Below are 18622 nucleotides of genomic sequence, written 5' to 3'. Positions count from 1 at the left end.
GCGTCCCCGCTCGCGTATTGTAAAATACGCGAGCGGGGACGCTCGCACTGTAAATGCAAAACTGAGATGCTCCCGTTAATTTTTGAATGTTAACTGTATTTCTTAGTCCGCGCAGGCGGACTTTGTTTGTATAGTAGCGGTTTCAAGCGCCGAACAACCTGACAAATAACAAATAACAACTAACAAATAACGAATGACCAAAGTAATTTTTTTAGATGCCGCCGGTACACTCTTTGACGTTCGCGGCAGCGTCGGCGAAGTCTACGGAAAACTAGCCAATAGTTTTGGAGTAACAGTTAAGAGTGAAGAGTTAAATGCAGCCTTTTTCCAAAGCTTCGCCTCAGCAAGCCCGATGGCATTTCCAGGGATAGAAGCGGCAAAAATTCCCCAATTAGAATTTGAGTGGTGGCAAACAGTTTCCGCAAAAGCATTCCAAATAGCAGGCGTTTTCAATCAATTCTCAGACTTTCCCAAATTCTTTGCGGAACTCTACGCTCATTTTGCCACCGCCGAACCTTGGTTTGTCTATCCCGACGTATTGCCCGCATTAAATAAGTGGCAGCAACAAGGGATTGAATTAGCAGTAGTCTCGAATTTCGATTCGCGACTTTATCCAGTATTAAAAGCACTAAATTTAGCTCAATATTTCACATCAGTGACAATTTCTACCGAAGTTGGTGCAGCCAAACCCCAGTCTCAAATTTTTACCGCAGCTTTGCAGAAACACAATTGCATTGCCGAGAAGGTGCTGCATATCGGCGACAGCTTCAAGGCTGATTATTGCGGTGCTAAAAAGGCGGGATTAAACGCAATTTGGTTGAACCGAGAACAGGAAAAAGTAGAATCAGGCAAATTGCCTTTAACTGAAACGAAAATAGAACAGTTCAGCAGCCTGGATTTTATAATCGAGGTTCTTAAATAGAGGACTTAGCGATAATGTGTAGGGTGCGTCGCTGTCAGATATTAAATAAAAATTGTAGAGTATAGATAGCGACGCACCTTACCATAGCTTTTACATGAATTTTATGAGGTTAAGGTTATGATTTTTATGAGTTGACTTTGAGAGCTGTTTATTGAATAATATGAGTAATTAAACCGCAGAGAGCGCAGAGGACGCGGAGGAAGAGAAGAGAAATGTGATTTGTATATCTAATTTTTACGGGAAAAGAACTTTATGGAAACTCGACTCACTCAAACTCAGTTAGCACAGGTAGTCGCTGAAATCGACAAGTTATCGCAGCAGCGCGAGTTAGAATTGGCCCCAGATCAGGTAAGAGAAATTTTACGGGAGTTGAATCTTCCTGATGAGCTTTTAGAAGATGCGATCGCCCAAATGCGCCGCCGCGAAGTCCTAGAACAACAGCAGCGACGCAACCGCTGGATCGCGATCGCCTCGACAGCCGTTGTCATTTCTGCGATCGGTATAGGCGTGCTGTTCGGGCAAAATCAGCAACAAAAAACTGCTCGAGTTGTGGGAGGAGAAGACAGGATTGCGCTATCTCAAAAGGGCGGTGACAGCCTTACTCAAGTCAACCGTCAAATCAATCCCCGCATCTACTATCAGGTGAGGTTGCAAAATGCTCCGATCGGCAATGAGTTGTCTCTGCAATGCGACTGGATTAATCCTAGCGGTCAAACTGTGCATCAGGCCAGGTATCAAACTCGCACGATCGATACTGCGGTTTGGAATACGCACTGCTTTTACGATCTCGGATCTGCTGCTGCCCCAGGCAAATGGGAAGTTCGGATGTCCCTGGATGGGCGCGTCATTAGCAGTGAACCTTTTACTGTGAAATAAATAGACTTATCCAAAAAAGGCTGTTTGGAACAGGCTTTCCGGCCTGTTCCACAATGATTATGGGAGATATCTACATAGACTTATCCAAAAACAGCCTGTTTTGAACAGGCTTTCCGGCCTGTTCCACAATGATTATTGGAGATATCTAATGGGTGCGATCGGCAAACCTTCACATTTTATCGGCTACTGGGGAGATGGCGATTGCACAAAAACGCTCAGCCGTTTAGTCCCAGATTACTGCATTCGGCAGGGCAAATTATCAGAATGGGCGATCGCCTCTGCCTCTGTACTCACGGCTGACAGAGTGACGCTGAATGCTTGCGGGCGATTTGGGCCAACCGATTTTCCGGGAGATGCTTGGGCGGCGGTAGAAGCCCAACAGCTAAGGCTGGGGCGCGATCCGTTTGGGCGAGTGCCGCTTTATTGGATGCAGTTGCGAGAAACGATTTGGTTTTCGACGCAAATGCAACTGCTGCTACCGCTGATTGCTTCCTCTCAAATTAGCCCGATCGCCCTACACACTTATGCTTGCTTTTCCTACGTGCCCACGCCGTTAACGCCGATCGAGCAAATTGCCTCCGTAGCAGCCGGAAGCGAGATGATTTGGGAAATTGCCGATATTAAGGATCTGCCGAAAGTGCGATCGCTGCCTTCAGCTTGGCAAGAAGCGCCCCAATTACTGCGGAGTGAAGACGAGGCGATCGCACAATTGCAAAGGCTGTTGCAACAGGCGATCGATCGACAAGTGGCCGATTTGCCGATCGACGAACCCGTAGGCGTTTTACTCTCCGGTGGCATCGATTCTTCCCTGGTGACGGCGCTGCTAGTGAAAGCAGGCTTGCAGGTGCGCGCCTATGCCCTCGATTTTGGTGTCGAAGCCTATTCCGAACTGCCCTACGCCCAACAGGTGGCGGACTTTTTCCAGATTCCGCTGATTCGGGTGGCGGCGACGGGTGATGCAGTGTTGCGCGCGATCGGGCCAACCGCCAAAGCCCTCGATTTACCCTATGGAGATGGCACGACGGCTGCACTGTTTTTGCTCAAACAGGCGGCGGCGCAAGACGTGCGAGTTGTATTCAATGGCGAGAATGGCGATCAGCTATTTGCCGGATGGACAAACAAGCCTTTGATTGCAAACGGAGTTTACAGTGCAGAACATCCCGCCGGAGGAGAAACTTTTGAACAGCAGTATTTGCGGACGTTTCAGAGATTTTATGGTTATGAAAAACAGATTTTTTCGCCACAAATGCTCGATCGCATCCAGTCTCACGATTTGAGCGTTTATCTGCAAGACGCGATCGATCCCGGTTGTTTGTCGAAGAGGTGTCCTTCCCTGCTAGCGAGGCTACGGCGCGCTTCGCTGATGCTCAAAGGTGCCCAAAATATTCAGCCGAGGGCAACGGCATTGGCGTTCGCTTGCGGTTTGTGGGTGCGATCGCCCTTCTGCGACCCCGACCTCACGGACTGGACGTTTCAACTCCCTGGCGAGCTGCTACTGCAAGGTGCGTGCGAAAAATACATCCTCAAAAAAGCGTCTGAACGCTGGTTGCCACCGGAAATTGTCTGGCGGGAAAAGCGCGGGATGGGTGTGCCGTTGAAGGTTTGGTATTACCGGGAGTTTTGGGCTGCGATCGGCGATCGGCTGAATCCGAATGTGTTGCGATCGCAAAATTGCTGGCAGCCCCATTTGGCTGACTCGATGTTATCGGGACAACTCGGAGTTACCATGCGCGATCGCTATATTGGCAATAATCTCTGGTTGCTGCTGATGTGGCAGGCATGGCGAACCGAGGTTTTAGGCGAAATTCCGGTTAAGCGATCGCTGGATCATGTGTTTTGGTTGCCACCGGCGATCGGACAACGCATTTGGAAATATCGAAGGAGGTTGACAGTTGACTGTTGACTGTTGACTGTTGACTGTTGATATGGGCGGGGCGGGTTTATAAATTTGTTGGCTTTGAAGTTGAGAATACTGGTGAACCCGCCCCTACAAGATATGGAATTATATCAGACAGATCCCTCGGACTTGATATAACCCGTTACATCCGTTAAATCCCGTACATTCCTCGTTGCCGAACTTCTTCTATATGACTGAATCTTTGCTACAAAATGAAACCAAAACACATTCGCCGCCGTTCTCCGAAGCAATGGCCCAGCGACTTTTGTCAACTTATGGTTCGCCTTTATATGTGTATCAGGCCGATATCCTCCGTCAAACCCTTGACGATATTACGCGATCGATCGACTATCCGCACGTTCAGTTTCATTTTGCTAGCGTCACCAACGGCAATATTGCTCTGTTGCAATTGATTCAGCAGGCTGGTTGGGGGCTACACGCGAATACACCGGGGGATGTTTTTTTGGGACTGAAAGCGGGTTTTACGAGCGATCGCATTGTCTACACCGGCAGTAACCTCAACAGGGCTGATATTCAGCAATTGATCGAGTGGAAGATTGAGCGATTTAACTTCGATTGTCTGTCCCAACTCCAAGATTTTTGCGAATATTCCGGGAGTCAACCGCGATCGATCCGTGCCGAAATTGGACTGCGCCTCAACTCACCGGAATTGACGGGAGACAGTCGGATTGGAGTACGTGCCGCCGAATTCGGGAAAGCCAAGGAAATCGCGCAGCCGCAGGGGTTGAGGATTACCGGATTGCATTTTTATCGGGGGACTGGAACTAACGCCACGAGTGCTTTTACGCAGGCGATCGATCGCCTAATTGCGATCGCCCAACTGTTGCCCCATTGGCGAACCCTCGATTTTGGCGGTGGTTTTGGCTATCCCTATCGAGGTGGTGCGGTGTTTGACTGGCGGGAGTTTGGTGCGGCGATAACTGAACGATTGAGTGCGCTATCTCGCCCGATCGAGTTGGTGATTGAACCGGGACGATCGGCGATTGCAGGTTGTGGCGTTTTGCTTGCGAAAGTTGTGTCGGTGAAGTGGTTGGGCGATAGGCAAATTGTCGGCGTGGATACGACTGTATCAAATCTATCGGTGCCTGCGGTGCACGGCGGCTATCGGGCGATCGCGACTTGGGAAACCGACGATGTATCGCGACATGAAACCGATATTTGCGGCAACACGACTTATTCGCGGGATTATTTAGGGCGCAACTGTTGGCTACCGAAACTCAAAATTGGAGATGCGATCGCGATTTTGGATAGCGGGGCTTACGGCTATGCGATGTCGTCGCATTTTCTGCACCGCCCCCGCCCTGCTGAAGTGTTGATTGATGCCAAGGGCGATCGATTAATTCGACAGCGAGAAGACTATTCTATCTTGTTAAACGGGCAAGTATTTTAAACCTGAGATGTTACACCATTCTTAAGAACAGGCAAGATGCCTGTTCCACAATAAATAAATTGTCTTGTGGAACAGGCATCTTGCCTGTTGCTGACAATGGTGTAACATCTCGGTTGTAACGAAGTTATCTCTCTTCACTTCCTCTGCGCCCTCTGCGGCCTCTGCGGTAAAATCATTCCAAAACAACCGTCAACGATATAAATCCATTAAATCAATCAGGAGTAACCGAAATGGGAATGAAATGCGTCCAGTGTAATACCGATAACAATTTGCGCGATCGTACAAGCAACTCAGGTCGCTGTAAACAGTGCAACCATCCGTTTGTCTTTGAACCCACTACCGTCACTGATAAAAAGTTGGCTTTCACCGATCCGTTTTTCAAAAAGGCGATCGAGAATATTTCCAGCCAAAATATGTTGTTTTTTACGCACAAACAGTTTTTGTATTTTATTGACCAAAAGCTTAAATCTCGCGCACCCGAAATCAGTTGGATTTTGACCTACTTCTTTTTTAGCGTATTTGCGGGAACCTTCTGCCTTACCTTCGCTATTGCTATTTTTCCCTCACAATTCGCAGTTATTATTACCTTCGCTCTCTACAATTTGATTTGGATATGGCTATTTTTTCACGACAGTAAATCTCCTGATCAAGGTATTCGCGGCAGAAGAAATAATGCTAAAAACCTCCAGATTTTAGGGGGAATTATTTTAGTGCTGGGCATTTCAGGAAGCCTAATATTTGATTATTCTTCAGGATACATCGTAGCGATTACACTAGGGCTATTTTCCTACTGGCTCGGCATTTCACAAAAAAAACGCCCACAGATAACTGGTGAAGGATTTCTTGTCAATCAAGCGCAGAGTGATAAATGGCTGCGAGACTGGCAAACAGTAAACGGCACATTAGAAAAACTGCTCCCTGCGCCTCGTCAAGAAGCTTTACCCGCCAGCATCGATCGCGAAGTTAGCGCCTACAGTTTCGATCGCGCAATTATCTGTGACAGTGACGAAATAGCTCAATTCCTCATTGCCAACAACGTCCATTTTGAAAATAACTGCGCGATTCTTAGTATTAGTGGCTATCCCCAAAGCATCTTCAGTACCGTAATCGAAATGCTGCGCCGTAATGCCGATTTAAAAGTTTATGCGCTGCACAATGCGAACCCTGCTGGAGTTGGTTTAGTGCATCAATTACGAACCAGTCCAGAGTGGTTTGCGAATCAACAGGTGACCATTTTTGATTTGGGAATTTCTCCCCGTCAAATCTTAGCAACCCGCGATATGTTTGTGCAACAATCTCAAACAATGGCACAAACAGCCCGTCAATTACCCGACGTTGTAAGGCAAGGTTTAACAGCAGAAGAACTAGCATGGCTGGATGCAGGCAATTTTGTGGAATTGGAATCGTTTACGCCGCAGCGGTTGTTGCGCGTGGTGAATTATGGACTTGCTCAGAGTGGCGATCCGCAGGGTAACGAGGGCTTAATATTAGTGGATGATAATGTTGGATACGGCGGCGGCTATGTGTTTGTCTCCGATAGTTTTGGTTAGGGCGTGTTTTCAAACTTGATATTAGACTTATTAATAATAAGCTTAAAAAGTCTTGAAACTTAGTCTGAATAATATTTTTAGCGCTCTTTTGTTAAACTCCTAAAAAGCTTATCTTGGTAAGGGCTTCAGCGATTTTAAAATGAGGAGCAAAAAAGCTGATATTAACTCGGTGAGTAAAGGTTTCAGATTTTTAAAATTCCCCCCGTGGGGGGAAGTTGAGTTTAAATTGTGTGAAATTTGCCTTCAACTTTCTCTCGTCTGGTTTTGTTTGTGTAGGCGCGGTTTCTAACCGCCCGAACTTCTCACAGCCTGGAATTTGTTAAGTCGTATACTCCGCATTAATTTTCACGTAGTCGTAACTCAAATCGCATCCCCAAGCTTTCGCAAAACCGCTGCCATTCCCAACACTAACCTGAATTACAACCGTATCAGCCTTCAAATATTCGCCCTCTGCAGCCGCTTTCATATAATTACTTGCAGCAGCGCGATCGAACTCTTTAGGTTGTCCGTTTTCCATCATCAAAAAATCCCCCAATTGAATCCGCAAATTCTCTTGATCGAAAGCGACACCAGCGCGCCCAGCCGCCGCCGCAATTCTGCCCCAATTCGGATCGCGTCCGAAAATCGCAGCTTTCACCAAAGAAGAACCGACAATTGTTTTGGCAATTTTACTCGCAGAAACTTCATCTAGCGCGCCACTAACTTGCACTTCCACCAAACAAGTTGCACCTTCGCCGTCACGGGCTATCGCCTTTGCTAAATGCACGCAAACTTCTGTCAGCATCGCTTCTAATTTTTCAGCATCTGCCCCCATTTCTGTAATTGCGGGCGTGCGGGATTGGCCGTTTGCCAAAGCAATTAGCGAATCGTTGGTGCTGGTATCGCCGTCAACAGTAATTTGATTGAAACTTCTGTTAGCCGCCCGACTCACCATTTCTTGCCACAAATGCGATGACACTGCTGCATCGCAAGTTACAAATGCTAGCATTGTTGCCATATTTGGGTGAATCATTCCCGAACCTTTGCAAATGCCGCCGATGCGGACGGGTCGATCGCCAAACATGGTTTCCAGCGCGATCGTTTTCGGCACTAAATCAGTCGTACAAATAGCCTTAGCCGCCGCATCGGAACCAGTTTCCGATGCCTCAGCAACTAATCGCGGAATTCCCGCCCTCAGCGGCTCCATTTTTATCCGCTGTCCGATGACGCCAGTGGAGGCCAAAAGAATCGATTCTGGAGGAATATTCAACGCTTCTCCCAACAATTTGGCACTTTCGAGGGCATCTGCCAAACCTTGTTCGCCAGTAGCAGCATTAGCTTGTCCCGCATTGCACAAAATTGCTTTGGCGCTGGGTTTAGCTTGCAAACGCTGGCGGCAGTAGTCCACACAAGCGGCCCGGACAGTGGAGGTTGTGAAGACTCCGGCGGCGATTGCATCCACCTCTGACAAAATTAAACTTAAATCTGGCAAGCCTGAAGGCTTCAAACCCGCTGTAATTCCCGATGCTCTATACCCTCTGGGTGCTGTAACTCCGCCGTCAATTTCTTTCCAGTCCGCCATGATGACCTCCCTAGTAGCCTTCAATCTGCTGAAAGGGGATTATATCATTTTAGATTTTAGATTTTAGATTTTAGATTGCGAACAAAGGATTTTGTAAGGGTTTGCTCGTTTTCTGGTTCCCAAGCGTGGAAATGCCGTTCAGGGTGGCTGTGACGCACTTTTTGTCTCTAACCAACCCACTAAAACTAATCGCGGCTTCCAATCTAGAGTTATAACTCAAGAAGAAGTCGCGACGGTTTTGTAATTGACATTATTAATTTTTAGCTGGCAAAGAACAAACTCGATTCAACTATCTCGCCTTTGAAAAAACGAGTTATTTGCGATCGATATTCGCTGGAGAACCAGCATCTAAACCCACTTCAGCAGCCACACGGCTCAGCATGGATTCCTGACGGTTTTTGACGACGTGTTGATGGCGCATCATCAGGTTGCGGGCTTGTTCTTGAGTGGACATAACTGATTTCTCCAAATTATAGGTAATAACTTCGTAGACAATTGTCGAAATTGAGTTTGCCCTAGCTCATAGTGGCGTTGCTGCGATCGTAACTGGCTTGAAAGCTGGGCTGCGGTTTGCCTTGAATGTGACCCCAGTAGTGCGTATCTTCCATCCCGACTTCGGTGGCGGTGCGGTTGAGCATGGATTGCTGCCGGTTCTTCACCAGTTGGTGGTGGCGCATCATCAGAGAGCGAGCTTGATTTTCGGTAGACATATGCGGTTCCTCCGTATTCTTTAGATTAATGTTGGGCTTGTTTTTTCTTCTCTCCTATCACTATAACAGACAATTCTGTATCTAAAGCTACCAAATTAAAATTGTCACAAAACTTTACAATTGGGCTATGGGGCGAGAATCTCGATCGAGGTTGCAGGGAGTGCGATCGAGCTTTGGCTGGTGGATTCAGGCCCAACCTCAAGCAGCAGTGGGCAAAATTTGACAATATTCATCTTCTAAGAGCCACATTTTAGCGGCTACGTAATTGCCAAGGGCCAAAATAACTTTATAGTTTGGTTCACAGTTATAGATGCAGAATTTGGCCTCTCAAGAAAGTAGAATTTGCCTTAGTTAACAGTAAATTTAATAAGTAGCGAATCACAATTAGATTTACAATGATTAAGCAGCTATGCTCAAGCATAGTCAAGTTTTTTGTAGTCAACTAGATAATATATTTTGGCTAAGTGAATCGCCCTCGCCATCCTCAAAAAGCGAGCTTTCTTTGTTGATAAAAATAGATTAATACCAATTTAATGTGAAGTTGCACATATCTCGATCCCCCTAAATCCCCCTGATTGTTGGGTAGTAGGGGTTGACTTTGATCGGAATCTTGTCCCCCCCTTATTAAGGGGGGCTAGGGGGGATCGGATTCTACGGGGCCTCATAAAAAATTGGTATAAGTCCCAGCAGCCTCCCACAAAAAAGAGCGATCGCCCCTGGGGATTAGTTTTTAGTAATGCACAAATTTACGTTTTTGTCCAATTAATTTAGATGCGTTTACCGTGCCGGAATATGTGATTGTTGATCCAGCAGAAACCAGGCCACGGGTGCGAGTTATGGCATTTCTCGAAGGTGATGACATTTATACAGAGGTAAATTACTTGCCGGGTGAAGAAATGGAATCAGTAGTATTTCCCCATCTGAGATTATCAGTAAATGCAATTTTAGATCCGCCATTGGTAGAAGGGTTAATTAAGGCAGAACAAGCTCAATTGCAGAAAGCTGAAAGATTGGCGGCGAGGTTGCGGGAGTTGGGCGTAGATCCTGATGCTGTGTAGGAAATTGGATAAAGTACGTGAAGCGAAGCTCTCCCGAAGGGAATCGCCCTTGACGTATCTCAATCATCTAGGGACAAATCGCGCAGGAAATAAAAGCGATCGCTTTGCGAATTATCTCCTTTAATTCGCCCTAAGTAACCAGTCAGCGGTGAAGAAAGTTCTATAGTCAAATCCTTTACTGATTCGTTTGTCAGCTTAGAATCAGTGGCGGCAAATCTAGCATTGTATTGAACTTTAATCTCAACAACCGTTGGAAAGTCGCTATCTGAGCAAAGTTGTTTCACTGCTTGTATGATTTGCGATCGCACTTTAAGCTTTTCCCGCACATCGTCAATATAGCGATTAACCTTAGCATCGGCTTCCTCACCAAACGGCTGTTGTTCCAAACAAGGTTTTAACTGTAATAAATCGATCGAACCTGGTTGCTTAGCTTTCAATTCAACTAATCTTTGCAATGTTTCCGGGCGAATTACATTCATTCTCACGTGTTTGAGGCGATTGTCGTCGGATATTGCAAATATGTAACCGTCGTATGCACTCAATAAATTGGGGTAATCGCTTGCTTACGAGCCTCAAACCTAGCAAAATCGTTTCCAACACGGTAGTCTACCGCGATTTATTGAGCGCATACTCGGAAAAAGTGATAAGCTAGTATGAAAGGTTTACCTGATACGTCTCAGTAAGTCAGTCGAGTTTTAGGTGATATCGGTTATGTCAAATTTACCGTCAGCTTACATTGCATTTCAAGGTGGTGGCGCACTTGGGATGGCACATCTCGGTGCATGGCAAGAGGTCTCGCAACAGTTCAACATCATTGGTACAGCCGGAACATCTGCTGGTTCAATTGTTTCTGCGCTATGTGCTGCCAAATTCCATCCTGTTCATGCCATTGATCTCTTTCATCAGCTTAACTGGTCTGATTTTGTGAATCGTCAAAGCTTATTGAAATTGGTTACTGGGCAGGATGCATATAGCGACGGAAAGCGTTTTCATGAATGGCTGCGAGACCAGCTAGGTAAATATGTTCCAGGGAAGCCATGTGATATTACCTTTGCTGATTTATATCAGTTTAGTGAGATATACTTAGCGATCATTGCTTGTGACCTGAACTGCCCAAAAGGATACCCGGTAGTCTTTGATAAAAATACAGAACCAAACGCTAATATTTCATTTGCTGTACGCGCTTCGATCTCGATTCCTGGCCTCTTCACAACAATGTCACGGCTTGACCGAAGGCAGGAACTCGTGGATGGTGGAGTTCTACTAAATTTTCCAGTTCCCCCTTTATATAAACAAGCCAAAGACTCGAATTGTCCACTTGTTGGTGTACGGTTCAAGGAACCGCGCCAATACCTTGATTCACCGAACATTATAGAAGCCTTAAAGGGTTCTGTTTATCAGATGATGAGACCTGGAAGCTTCCCTCCTGACAATATTGCTCAAGATCCTAACTATATAGATATTGAAATTGATGTTTCAGGGTTTAACGGCTTAGACTTTAATTTAAGACCAGAGCAAAAAAAAGAATTGGTAAAACGTGGAGCGGAAGCAGCAGAGCGTGCCCTGGATAAATACAAATTACGGATAGATGGAAAATATGCTGCGGTAGTTTTAACAGAGGAAGTAGTAAAGCTCGAAAAAACGTCAGAGAGAGTCAAATCTGCATTAAAATCTCAATCAGATCCTGATGTTATTCCTCACCTACAGGAAGCTTTGGATTGGTTGTCTACTAACCCAGAGACCTTAGCAAAAAAAGCTGGTAATGAGGCTTTAAAGCAATTTCCTGAAGTAAAAGAAAATGAAAAAACTATTGCAAGATTTCACTATGAAATTGAAAAATACTTACGGTTCATTCATCAATCTCTAACAACAGGAAAAAATATCTTAAAAAAGTTACCAGAGCAGTCTTTACCTGACCCAATTGTTTATTCAGAAGCTCTCAAGGTCGTCAAAAATAGGATGCGGGAAGACGAAGAACTGAACCCAGTAGCAAGACAAAAAATTGAAGAACACATAGACTATCTGAATAAACAAATCCAGTAGAAATCTAGAATATAGCAATCCCAAATAAATTGTGATATTGAGTTAATTCAGCCTAGAAATTCCATATTTTGGGTGCTTTGAATAAGATTTCAGCTATACCAAAATATGGCAGTATAATGCTTATTACCACTGATTTAGGATTGCTATACCTACTCATCTATTCCTTGGCTTCAAGGATCATTTTTTGAAGAGTCTTTTTTCTTTCATCTAATTCATATGATTCTACTATAATTTTCTTTATTTGATCTAGTTGTTCTTTTTTTATTCCTAATGTTTCTCTTAATTTAAAGAGTGAATCTTTTAGTTCTTCTACTTTTAAAAAGATATGATCATCTAGACTTTTCAGTGTCTGGGTAGGTAGATTTTTCAGTTCAGCGTCAGATAGAGCCATCAGTTGATCCAGTTCATTCTTGCTCATAGCTAGTAAGTATTAGGTTTCTATTTATTACTTACCAGCTACCTAATAAATACTCCGGAGCGAAAAGGGATGTAAAAACTTCAAATCAGAAGGAAAGTTCTCATAACGTGGATGAGAGTAGTGATAGCCCTACTCTAACCGAACAAAAACAGATCGCTTAACTTACTTGCCAGATTCAAAATTCGCTTCCCAATAAACTGTTCCGCATCTAAATTGTATTTTTTGTGCGGGCGAGACGCCCACCCCACAAAGACTTTATCAAACTTGACTATACAGTTTAAATGCACAACAGCTTAGGATGCGATCGCCCCGACATCCGCCTTTTCCTTCTCAACCCGAACACTTGCCGCACCATCCTGATGCCGAATCCACTTCAACAAAGAATTTCCCAGCCGAGTACCAATTTGAGAACCATCAAACTCAAACAGAGAATCCTTACTTTTCAAGCCTTCCGCTAAAACTTCTTTCCCTTTCGCCGTCAATTCCACCAGCGTCACCCGATTTACCAGCGAATACTCGATCGCCCCAGTCGCCTGCAACTCGCCGAGCACTCCCAGATATCTCTGACTCGTCTCATTAGTGCGAACAATCCGCTTAGTCAAATCCCCCTTTTTCACCTTCATCTTCCCGCCGCCCAAATCCCACAAATTCAGCAGTACCCGAACTTTCGCCTTCGCATCCCACACCGCTTGCTCTTCCGGTGTCAAAGTGTTAGACACCGGAATTTCATCTTTCTCAGACATATTCATACCTTTAAATACTTGTTTTTACTCTTAGATTTTACCAGAAACCTTCCTGGCCAACATTTAAACTTTTCCGCAAAAATCCGCGCGAGGCTACGCACAACTTATGCAAATTTCATTTAAAAATAATAGGGATTGACTAAAATGGAATTCTTTGATAAAATAGCGAATCGAACGAGCGATCGCACTTCAACTTCTCTGCACCAAATGCGATCGAAACAATTTTAAGCACAGCCCGCTACCCTCTAGCAACCTCAACAAATGTAGCGATCCCAACCGCAGCTAACAACCCGCAACCCAGCTTAACTGCGACTTTAGTTCAATGCCCGATTCAGTCTTTAGAAAGACGAATTCAACCTACACATCTTGTTACATTGCAATGGCAATCAAAACATTGAACAAGATTTTACCCATGAAAACTATTCCCGATCAAATTTCCGACATCAAAGAAAAACTTCCAGATTTGACTCCCACCCCTCCTGGTTTAAAAGCTCAAGCATCTAGCCACGACCTCAAAGCCCGTTTAGATTGGGGCGAACCCGGACTCACAATCATCGACGCCCGTGATTTTGAAAGCTTCACCAAAAGCCACATTACCGGCGCCGCAATGATGCCAATGGAAGACTTAGTAGAGCGAGCAAAAGCCAGCCTAGAACCCATCCGCGACATCTACATCTACGGCGAAAACGACCAACAAACCGCCGAAGCTGCCAATCTTCTACGCACTGCAGGCTTTCAAAAAGTAGCCGAACTCAAAGGCGGAATTCCTGCTTGGAAAGCCATTGACGGCCCTATGGACGGCTCTGGCGAACACGATACTCCGGGCCCCGACGCATACAACGTTTTCTCTCGCTTGCAACACCACGCCGAAGCGCAGAAAATCAAAAAATAACCTCAGATTGGCGGCAGAAGTCGCCCATAGAATCTGACACTTAATAAACCCGGTATCGCAAAAGTTACCGGGTTTATCCATGTGAACTTATACCAAATCCGTCTTATATTTTCTTAATCTCTTAGAGAGAGACTTCCTTTGTAGAGGATGGGTTTCAACCGCCGACTCTTAACTTCCTGCTATCCAAATATGCCTTAACTTCCCCAAACATTAAGCGGTTTGCATCAAAAGTAATCCGTGTAACAGCTTCCTCAAAAGAAAGCCAAGCAGAATTTTGAACTTCCTCCTCTTGCAAAACAACTTCCATCGAATTGACAAAACCTAAAAAATAAGTGACACTCTTTTCAATCGGCTCCCCATCCTTAACAAAAGAATAGTGTTCCGTAAAACTCGGCTCATCAAGCATTTCAAAATCCGATATACCTGTTTCCTCCTCAAATTCCCGCCTTGCCGTTTCCGCAGGAGATTCCCCCGGATTCGCGTGACCCTTCGGAAACGCCCAATGTCCCGCTTGATGTTGAATCAACAAAAACAAAGCATCAGCTTCCTTTCCAAAAATCGGCACAATCCCAAAACATTCATCTTTCATTTGTCTGATATTTCCTATTAATTATCGTGTTCTTTATAACTAGGGCTCAAGCCAACTATCACACGATCATCGACTTGTAGGGGGGAGCATCTCAGTTTTGTAAAAAGCATTTTTTTCATTGTAGTGCGAGCGTCCCCGCTCGCGTGTACAATACGCGAGCGGGGACGCTCGCACTGTAAATGCAAAACTGAGATGCTCCCCTTGTAGGGTGCGTCAGACGAAGTTCTAGAACGACTATCGAGGATTTCGGGATCTGACGCACCTTACTATTAACTATCGCGGACTTCGTTTGTCTAGATGCGATTTCAATCGCCCAGTCTCTGAAATTCCCACCCCAACCGAGTCTGCTGTTCATAAACCCGCTTCAAAGTATTAACATCCCTCGCAGAAATAGGCGGAGGATTTCTCACCTGAGAAAAATAAAGCACATCAGTTTCCATCAAACTGTGGCCCCAAATTCCCAAAGCGTGACCCAACTCGTGCCGCGCCGTCGCCGGAATATACTTACCCACTTGAGTCGGATTCAAATAAACCGAAAACCGATGAGATAACACAGTTTTATCCCCATCGCGACGGGCATATAATTCATAGGTAGCCTCTCCAGAGCGCGATCGCAAAACCCCTTGACGCAAAGGCGGAGCCCGACGTAAAATCCTAATATCAGCCACCTCCGAACTATCCACCACTTCCAAAGGCAAATAAACCCCCCATTCCCGCACCACATCCAACACAGCCGCCACCCATTCTTCAGACTTATTAGCACCAACTGGACGCTCAACATAAACCAGAATCGGAAACTTAGACCACAACAAATGACCAAAATTCGGTGGCTTAACCTGGTCAAAATAATCACCGCTATCGGTGGAATCTTGCCAATTGGCCAGCGTTGGTGGCAAAGGATGAACCTGTGGAGGCGGAAAACTATTCGGGAGAGAAGAAAGAGTCGCCGCCGGAGTATTAACCTGAGTAAAAACTATCAGGCTAAAACAAAATAAAGCCAATCCCAAACCAGCCAGCAATCGAGGTTTTAATGTCACTTTCCCCAACCGCATTTTTGCAACCGCACTTAAATTTCATCTTTAGGGCGGGCTAGAAGCCCAACCCCTACTCCCCACAATATTTATTTATGTGGCACGGGCGTCTCGCCCGTGAGTTCATGTGGCACGGGCGTCTCGCCCGTGAACTCATGTGGTTAAAAATCCGAATCTTATAACTTAGGCGTCAACCAACCAGCACTCAAAATAACAGTCAAACCCATAAAAACAATAGACAGACCCCAAGTAATCCGGTTCAGACTTGTTTCTGCACTCTTGGCGCTGGTAAACAATTGAGCTTGTCCGCCAATCCCTCCAATACCATCGCCTTTAGGACTGTGCAGCAACACAAAAATCACAAGTCCTAAAGCAGACAAAGACCAGATAACTTGTAACACAGCAACAATATTCATAATCGGGGGGAATTGGTAATTAGTAATCGGTAATTTATTATGATATCAAATTTGGTCGATCGCGCACAATCTCCTCCGGGACACGGCATCGTGCCCATTGTTGTCAACTTAACGTCAAACCCGCAGTCCGGCAGGGAATGAATTCCCTGCCTCAAAGCGAAAGTCCTCTTAAGAGGACTGAAAAGAAGAATTTTTGGTGCTGCTGAATCTAAGTATGATTTTGCCTGATGGGGTAATTCTAAGTGCTTACGCTGTCAGCGGTGGGGCAACCACAGGGGGATTGCCCCTACCAATTTCATACCCCAATTCAGAAACGCCGAATTTTTAAACTCATTAGTCCTCTTGAGAGGACTTTCGCTATTAGACAGGGAATTCATTCCCTGGCGGACTACCGGATAGGCGGGAGGACTGGGCGGATGACAGCTTAAATTGACACCAATGCACGGCGCCTTTGTCCCTCCTGCTGCGTCCCTACTACAATCGGACTCGCACCGGAGTGCGATTGGCGCGAACTTCAAAATTAGCGGGTTCAATCATAGAACGTCCCGTCATCTCCGGGGGCTGAGGCAACCTCAACAGCTCCAGAATCGTCGGCGCAATATCCGCCAAAGAACCATCCGCCCTCAGAGGAACATCCGTTCCGTGACCCGGAATCTTCAGACCTTCACCTTCTACCAGAATAAACGGCACGGGGTTAGTAGTGTGAGCCGTCCAAGGATTCCCGTCCTCGTCAAACATCTGCTCAGCATTGCCGTGGTCAGCAATAATAATTGCCGTTCCCCCAGCTTTACTAATAGCGCTCAACAGCCGCCCCAAACATTTATCCACAGTTTCGATCGCAATTATCGTCGCATCCATCATCCCCGTATGACCAACCATATCCGGGTTAGCGTAGTTAATCACCATCAACGAATAGATGCCTTTTTCCAAAGCCGTCACCACCCCATCCGTCACCAAATCCGCCGACATCTGGGGCGCCTCATCGTAAGTCCCCACCATCGGACTCTGCACCAACTCCCGGTGTTCCCCGATAAAAGGCTCTTCCAGACCCCCATTAAAAAAATAAGTCACATGAGCGTACTTTTCAGTTTCCGCCGTCCGCAACTGCTGCAAACCGTGCTTAGAAATCACCTCGCCCAGAATATTGTTCAAATTCTGCGGTTCAAAAGCCACCATTACCGACGACAACTTCGGGTCATACTGAGTAAAAGTCGCAAACGCCAGCGGCTCAATTAACTGCCGTTCAAACCCCTTAAAATCGGGCACCACAAAAGCCTGAGTCAATTCTCTAGCCCTGTCCGGGCGAAAATTGAAGAAAATCATCCCATCGCCGGATGCCACCGCCCCCGGAGCAATCCGAGTCGGAACTGCAAACTCGTCGGTCACTCCTTCAGCATAGGAGGCCTGCAACACATCCACAGCCGATCGACCGTCAGGCGCAATCTCAGTCGTCATCACCTCGTAAGCGCGCTGCACCCGATCCCAGCGCTTGTCCCTGTCCATCGCGTAGTAGCGGCCGCTAATGGTCGCAATCCGACCGACCCCTACCTCTGCGATATAACTTTCAATCTTGCCTAGAGCTTCGACACCCTCTTTCGGAGTAGTATCGCGACCGTCAGTAATCGCGTGAATGCAAACATCAGAAATTCCCTGTGCCTTTGCTAATTGCAGCAAACCCTTAATATGACTGAGATGGGAATGAACCCCGCCTTCAGAACAAAGACCAGTCAGGTGCAACTTGCCGCCCGTGGCGCGGACTTTCTCGCAAAGCTTAACCAGCGCTTGATTCTTGAGCAAAGAACCATCTTCGACTGCATCCGAGATCCGCACCAACTCTTGAGGAACGACGCGGCCCGCGCCCAGATTCAAGTGACCAACCTCTGAGTTACCCATTTGCCCGTCTGGCAGCCCTACCGCCCGACCCGATGTGTGAATCAGAGTGCTAGGATAAGCGGCCCAGAGACTGTCCATCACGGGTGTTTTTGCCGCGGCGATCGCATTTCCGTCTTTTTCTTCACTAAAACCCCAGCCGTCTAGAATAATCAGCACTACAGGAGATACAGACGCTTGTGCCATGCGAATACCTTATTTACAATAATTAATTTCTCGATTTTCATGATTTCCGATTTTGCGGAACATCTTCCGCTAATCAGTTTACATATTTTCTAAGCTCCGGCGGAACAAAGCCCACCAAAATTCCATTAGCCACAGCATTTTGGGAACTAATTTCGACCTGCTTTGGGAATTGTTTAATTGATTGCCTTGCCCTGTACTGTGAATGCACCATCGGAGGCTGTTACCGATCTCACCAACAGCGACCCTGCTTTTGCGGCCGCATTTTCACCAAAAAACTGGGTCTGAAGCCCCGTCCTTATAGGACGGCTTTACATTGAATTAAATCCCCTTTCGGGTTCGGAGAGGGAATTTAATGCAACCTCTCCGATTTTTGGGGAATGGTTGCCCCAAACTCCCATTTCTGGGGTAAAGTTAGCTTCGACAAAGTTA

General features: G+C 46.1%; 18 protein-coding genes. 8 read left to right on the top strand and 10 right to left on the bottom strand.

The features are described 5' to 3' along the window. Nucleotides 1–193 precede the first annotated feature (193 nt). The 5 genes from QT992_RS30485 (at nt 194) to QT992_RS30465 (ending at nt 6656) form a co-directional block, all read left to right on the top strand. A complete protein-coding gene (locus tag QT992_RS30485; RefSeq protein ID WP_333342246.1) occupies nt 194–922 on the top strand; it encodes an HAD-IA family hydrolase in 729 nt (242 codons plus the stop codon). Nucleotides 923–1174: 252 nt separating this feature from the next. After that, on the top strand, nt 1175–1798 hold the full coding sequence (locus QT992_RS30480; RefSeq protein WP_333342244.1) for a DUF3859 domain-containing protein: 624 nt from the start codon (nt 1175–1177) through the stop codon (nt 1796–1798). 100 nt (nt 1799–1898) lie between these two features. Next, on the top strand, nt 1899–3701 hold the full coding sequence (locus tag QT992_RS30475; protein WP_333378431.1) for an asparagine synthetase B family protein: 1803 nt from the start codon (nt 1899–1901) through the stop codon (nt 3699–3701). A 184-nt stretch (nt 3702–3885) separates the two neighbouring features. Beyond that, nucleotides 3886–5106 carry a decarboxylase gene (locus tag QT992_RS30470; RefSeq protein ID WP_333053316.1) on the top strand — a complete coding sequence of 407 codons (1221 nt, stop codon included), beginning with the start codon at nt 3886–3888 and terminating at the stop codon, nt 5104–5106. Nucleotides 5107–5342: 236 nt separating this feature from the next. Continuing rightward, nucleotides 5343–6656 carry a hypothetical protein gene (locus QT992_RS30465; protein ID WP_333378429.1) on the top strand — a complete coding sequence of 438 codons (1314 nt, stop codon included), beginning with the start codon at nt 5343–5345 and terminating at the stop codon, nt 6654–6656. A 319-nt stretch (nt 6657–6975) separates the two neighbouring features. On the opposite strand, the gene argJ is transcribed toward QT992_RS30465, so the two are convergent. From argJ to QT992_RS30450, 3 genes are all read right to left on the bottom strand, one after another. Continuing rightward, nucleotides 6976–8217, bottom strand: coding sequence for a bifunctional ornithine acetyltransferase/N-acetylglutamate synthase (gene argJ / locus QT992_RS30460; RefSeq protein ID WP_333378426.1), 1242 nt, complete (start codon nt 8215–8217; stop codon nt 6976–6978). A 313-nt stretch (nt 8218–8530) separates the two neighbouring features. Next, nucleotides 8531–8671, bottom strand: a complete 141-nt coding sequence (locus QT992_RS30455) for a hypothetical protein (RefSeq protein WP_333035219.1) — start codon at nt 8669–8671, stop codon at nt 8531–8533. 61 nt (nt 8672–8732) lie between these two features. Then, entirely contained in the window at nt 8733–8927 is a 195-nt protein-coding gene (locus QT992_RS30450) for a hypothetical protein (protein WP_006631905.1), read from the bottom strand. Nucleotides 8928–9721: 794 nt separating this feature from the next. Between QT992_RS30450 and QT992_RS30445 the strand changes: the two genes are divergently transcribed. After that, complete coding sequence (locus tag QT992_RS30445; RefSeq protein WP_333342234.1) at nt 9722–9985, top strand: hypothetical protein; 264 nt, start codon at nt 9722–9724, stop codon at nt 9983–9985. A 59-nt stretch (nt 9986–10044) separates the two neighbouring features. Here the strand turns inward: QT992_RS30445 and QT992_RS30440 are convergent, their stop codons facing one another. Next, on the bottom strand, nt 10045–10464 hold the full coding sequence (locus QT992_RS30440; RefSeq protein ID WP_333378423.1) for a hypothetical protein: 420 nt from the start codon (nt 10462–10464) through the stop codon (nt 10045–10047). A gap of 232 nt (nt 10465–10696) precedes the next feature. Here QT992_RS30440 and QT992_RS30435 point away from each other — a divergent pair, with 232 nt between their 5' ends. Continuing rightward, nucleotides 10697–12028, top strand: a complete 1332-nt coding sequence (locus tag QT992_RS30435; RefSeq protein ID WP_333378422.1) for a patatin-like phospholipase family protein — start codon at nt 10697–10699, stop codon at nt 12026–12028. A 157-nt stretch (nt 12029–12185) separates the two neighbouring features. Here QT992_RS30435 and QT992_RS30430 read toward each other — a convergent pair whose 3' ends face one another. Together QT992_RS30430 and QT992_RS30425 are read right to left on the bottom strand one after the other, a co-directional pair. After that, nucleotides 12186–12446: a hypothetical protein gene (locus QT992_RS30430; RefSeq protein ID WP_333378419.1), complete on the bottom strand. Its 261-nt coding sequence runs from the start codon at nt 12444–12446 to the stop codon at nt 12186–12188. Nucleotides 12447–12739: 293 nt separating this feature from the next. After that, complete coding sequence (locus QT992_RS30425) at nt 12740–13189, bottom strand: hypothetical protein (protein ID WP_333378416.1); 450 nt, start codon at nt 13187–13189, stop codon at nt 12740–12742. 412 nt (nt 13190–13601) lie between these two features. Between QT992_RS30425 and QT992_RS30420 the strand changes: the two genes are divergently transcribed. Next, on the top strand, nt 13602–14081 hold the full coding sequence (locus QT992_RS30420) for a rhodanese-like domain-containing protein (RefSeq protein ID WP_333319475.1): 480 nt from the start codon (nt 13602–13604) through the stop codon (nt 14079–14081). A 154-nt stretch (nt 14082–14235) separates the two neighbouring features. Here the strand turns inward: QT992_RS30420 and QT992_RS30415 are convergent, their stop codons facing one another. The 4 genes from QT992_RS30415 to gpmI form a co-directional block, all read right to left on the bottom strand. Beyond that, entirely contained in the window at nt 14236–14670 is a 435-nt protein-coding gene (locus QT992_RS30415; RefSeq protein ID WP_333319476.1) for an NUDIX domain-containing protein, read from the bottom strand. 305 nt (nt 14671–14975) lie between these two features. Beyond that, nucleotides 14976–15722: a peptidase gene (locus QT992_RS30410; RefSeq protein WP_333342053.1), complete on the bottom strand. Its 747-nt coding sequence runs from the start codon at nt 15720–15722 to the stop codon at nt 14976–14978. Nucleotides 15723–15877: 155 nt separating this feature from the next. Further along, nucleotides 15878–16117 carry a preprotein translocase subunit SecG gene (secG, locus tag QT992_RS30405; protein WP_333156560.1) on the bottom strand — a complete coding sequence of 80 codons (240 nt, stop codon included), beginning with the start codon at nt 16115–16117 and terminating at the stop codon, nt 15878–15880. A gap of 474 nt (nt 16118–16591) precedes the next feature. Then, nucleotides 16592–18193, bottom strand: coding sequence for a 2,3-bisphosphoglycerate-independent phosphoglycerate mutase (gpmI, locus tag QT992_RS30400; protein ID WP_333342055.1), 1602 nt, complete (start codon nt 18191–18193; stop codon nt 16592–16594). Nucleotides 18194–18622: the final 429 nt, after the last annotated feature.

Origin of the sequence: Microcoleus sp. T3_D1, from assembly GCF_036700405.1 — a bacterium.
GTDB lineage: Bacteria > Cyanobacteriota > Cyanobacteriia > Cyanobacteriales > Microcoleaceae > Microcoleus.
The sequence above is the reverse complement of the archived record's forward strand: the minus strand, read 5'-3'. Positions and strand labels throughout refer to the sequence as shown.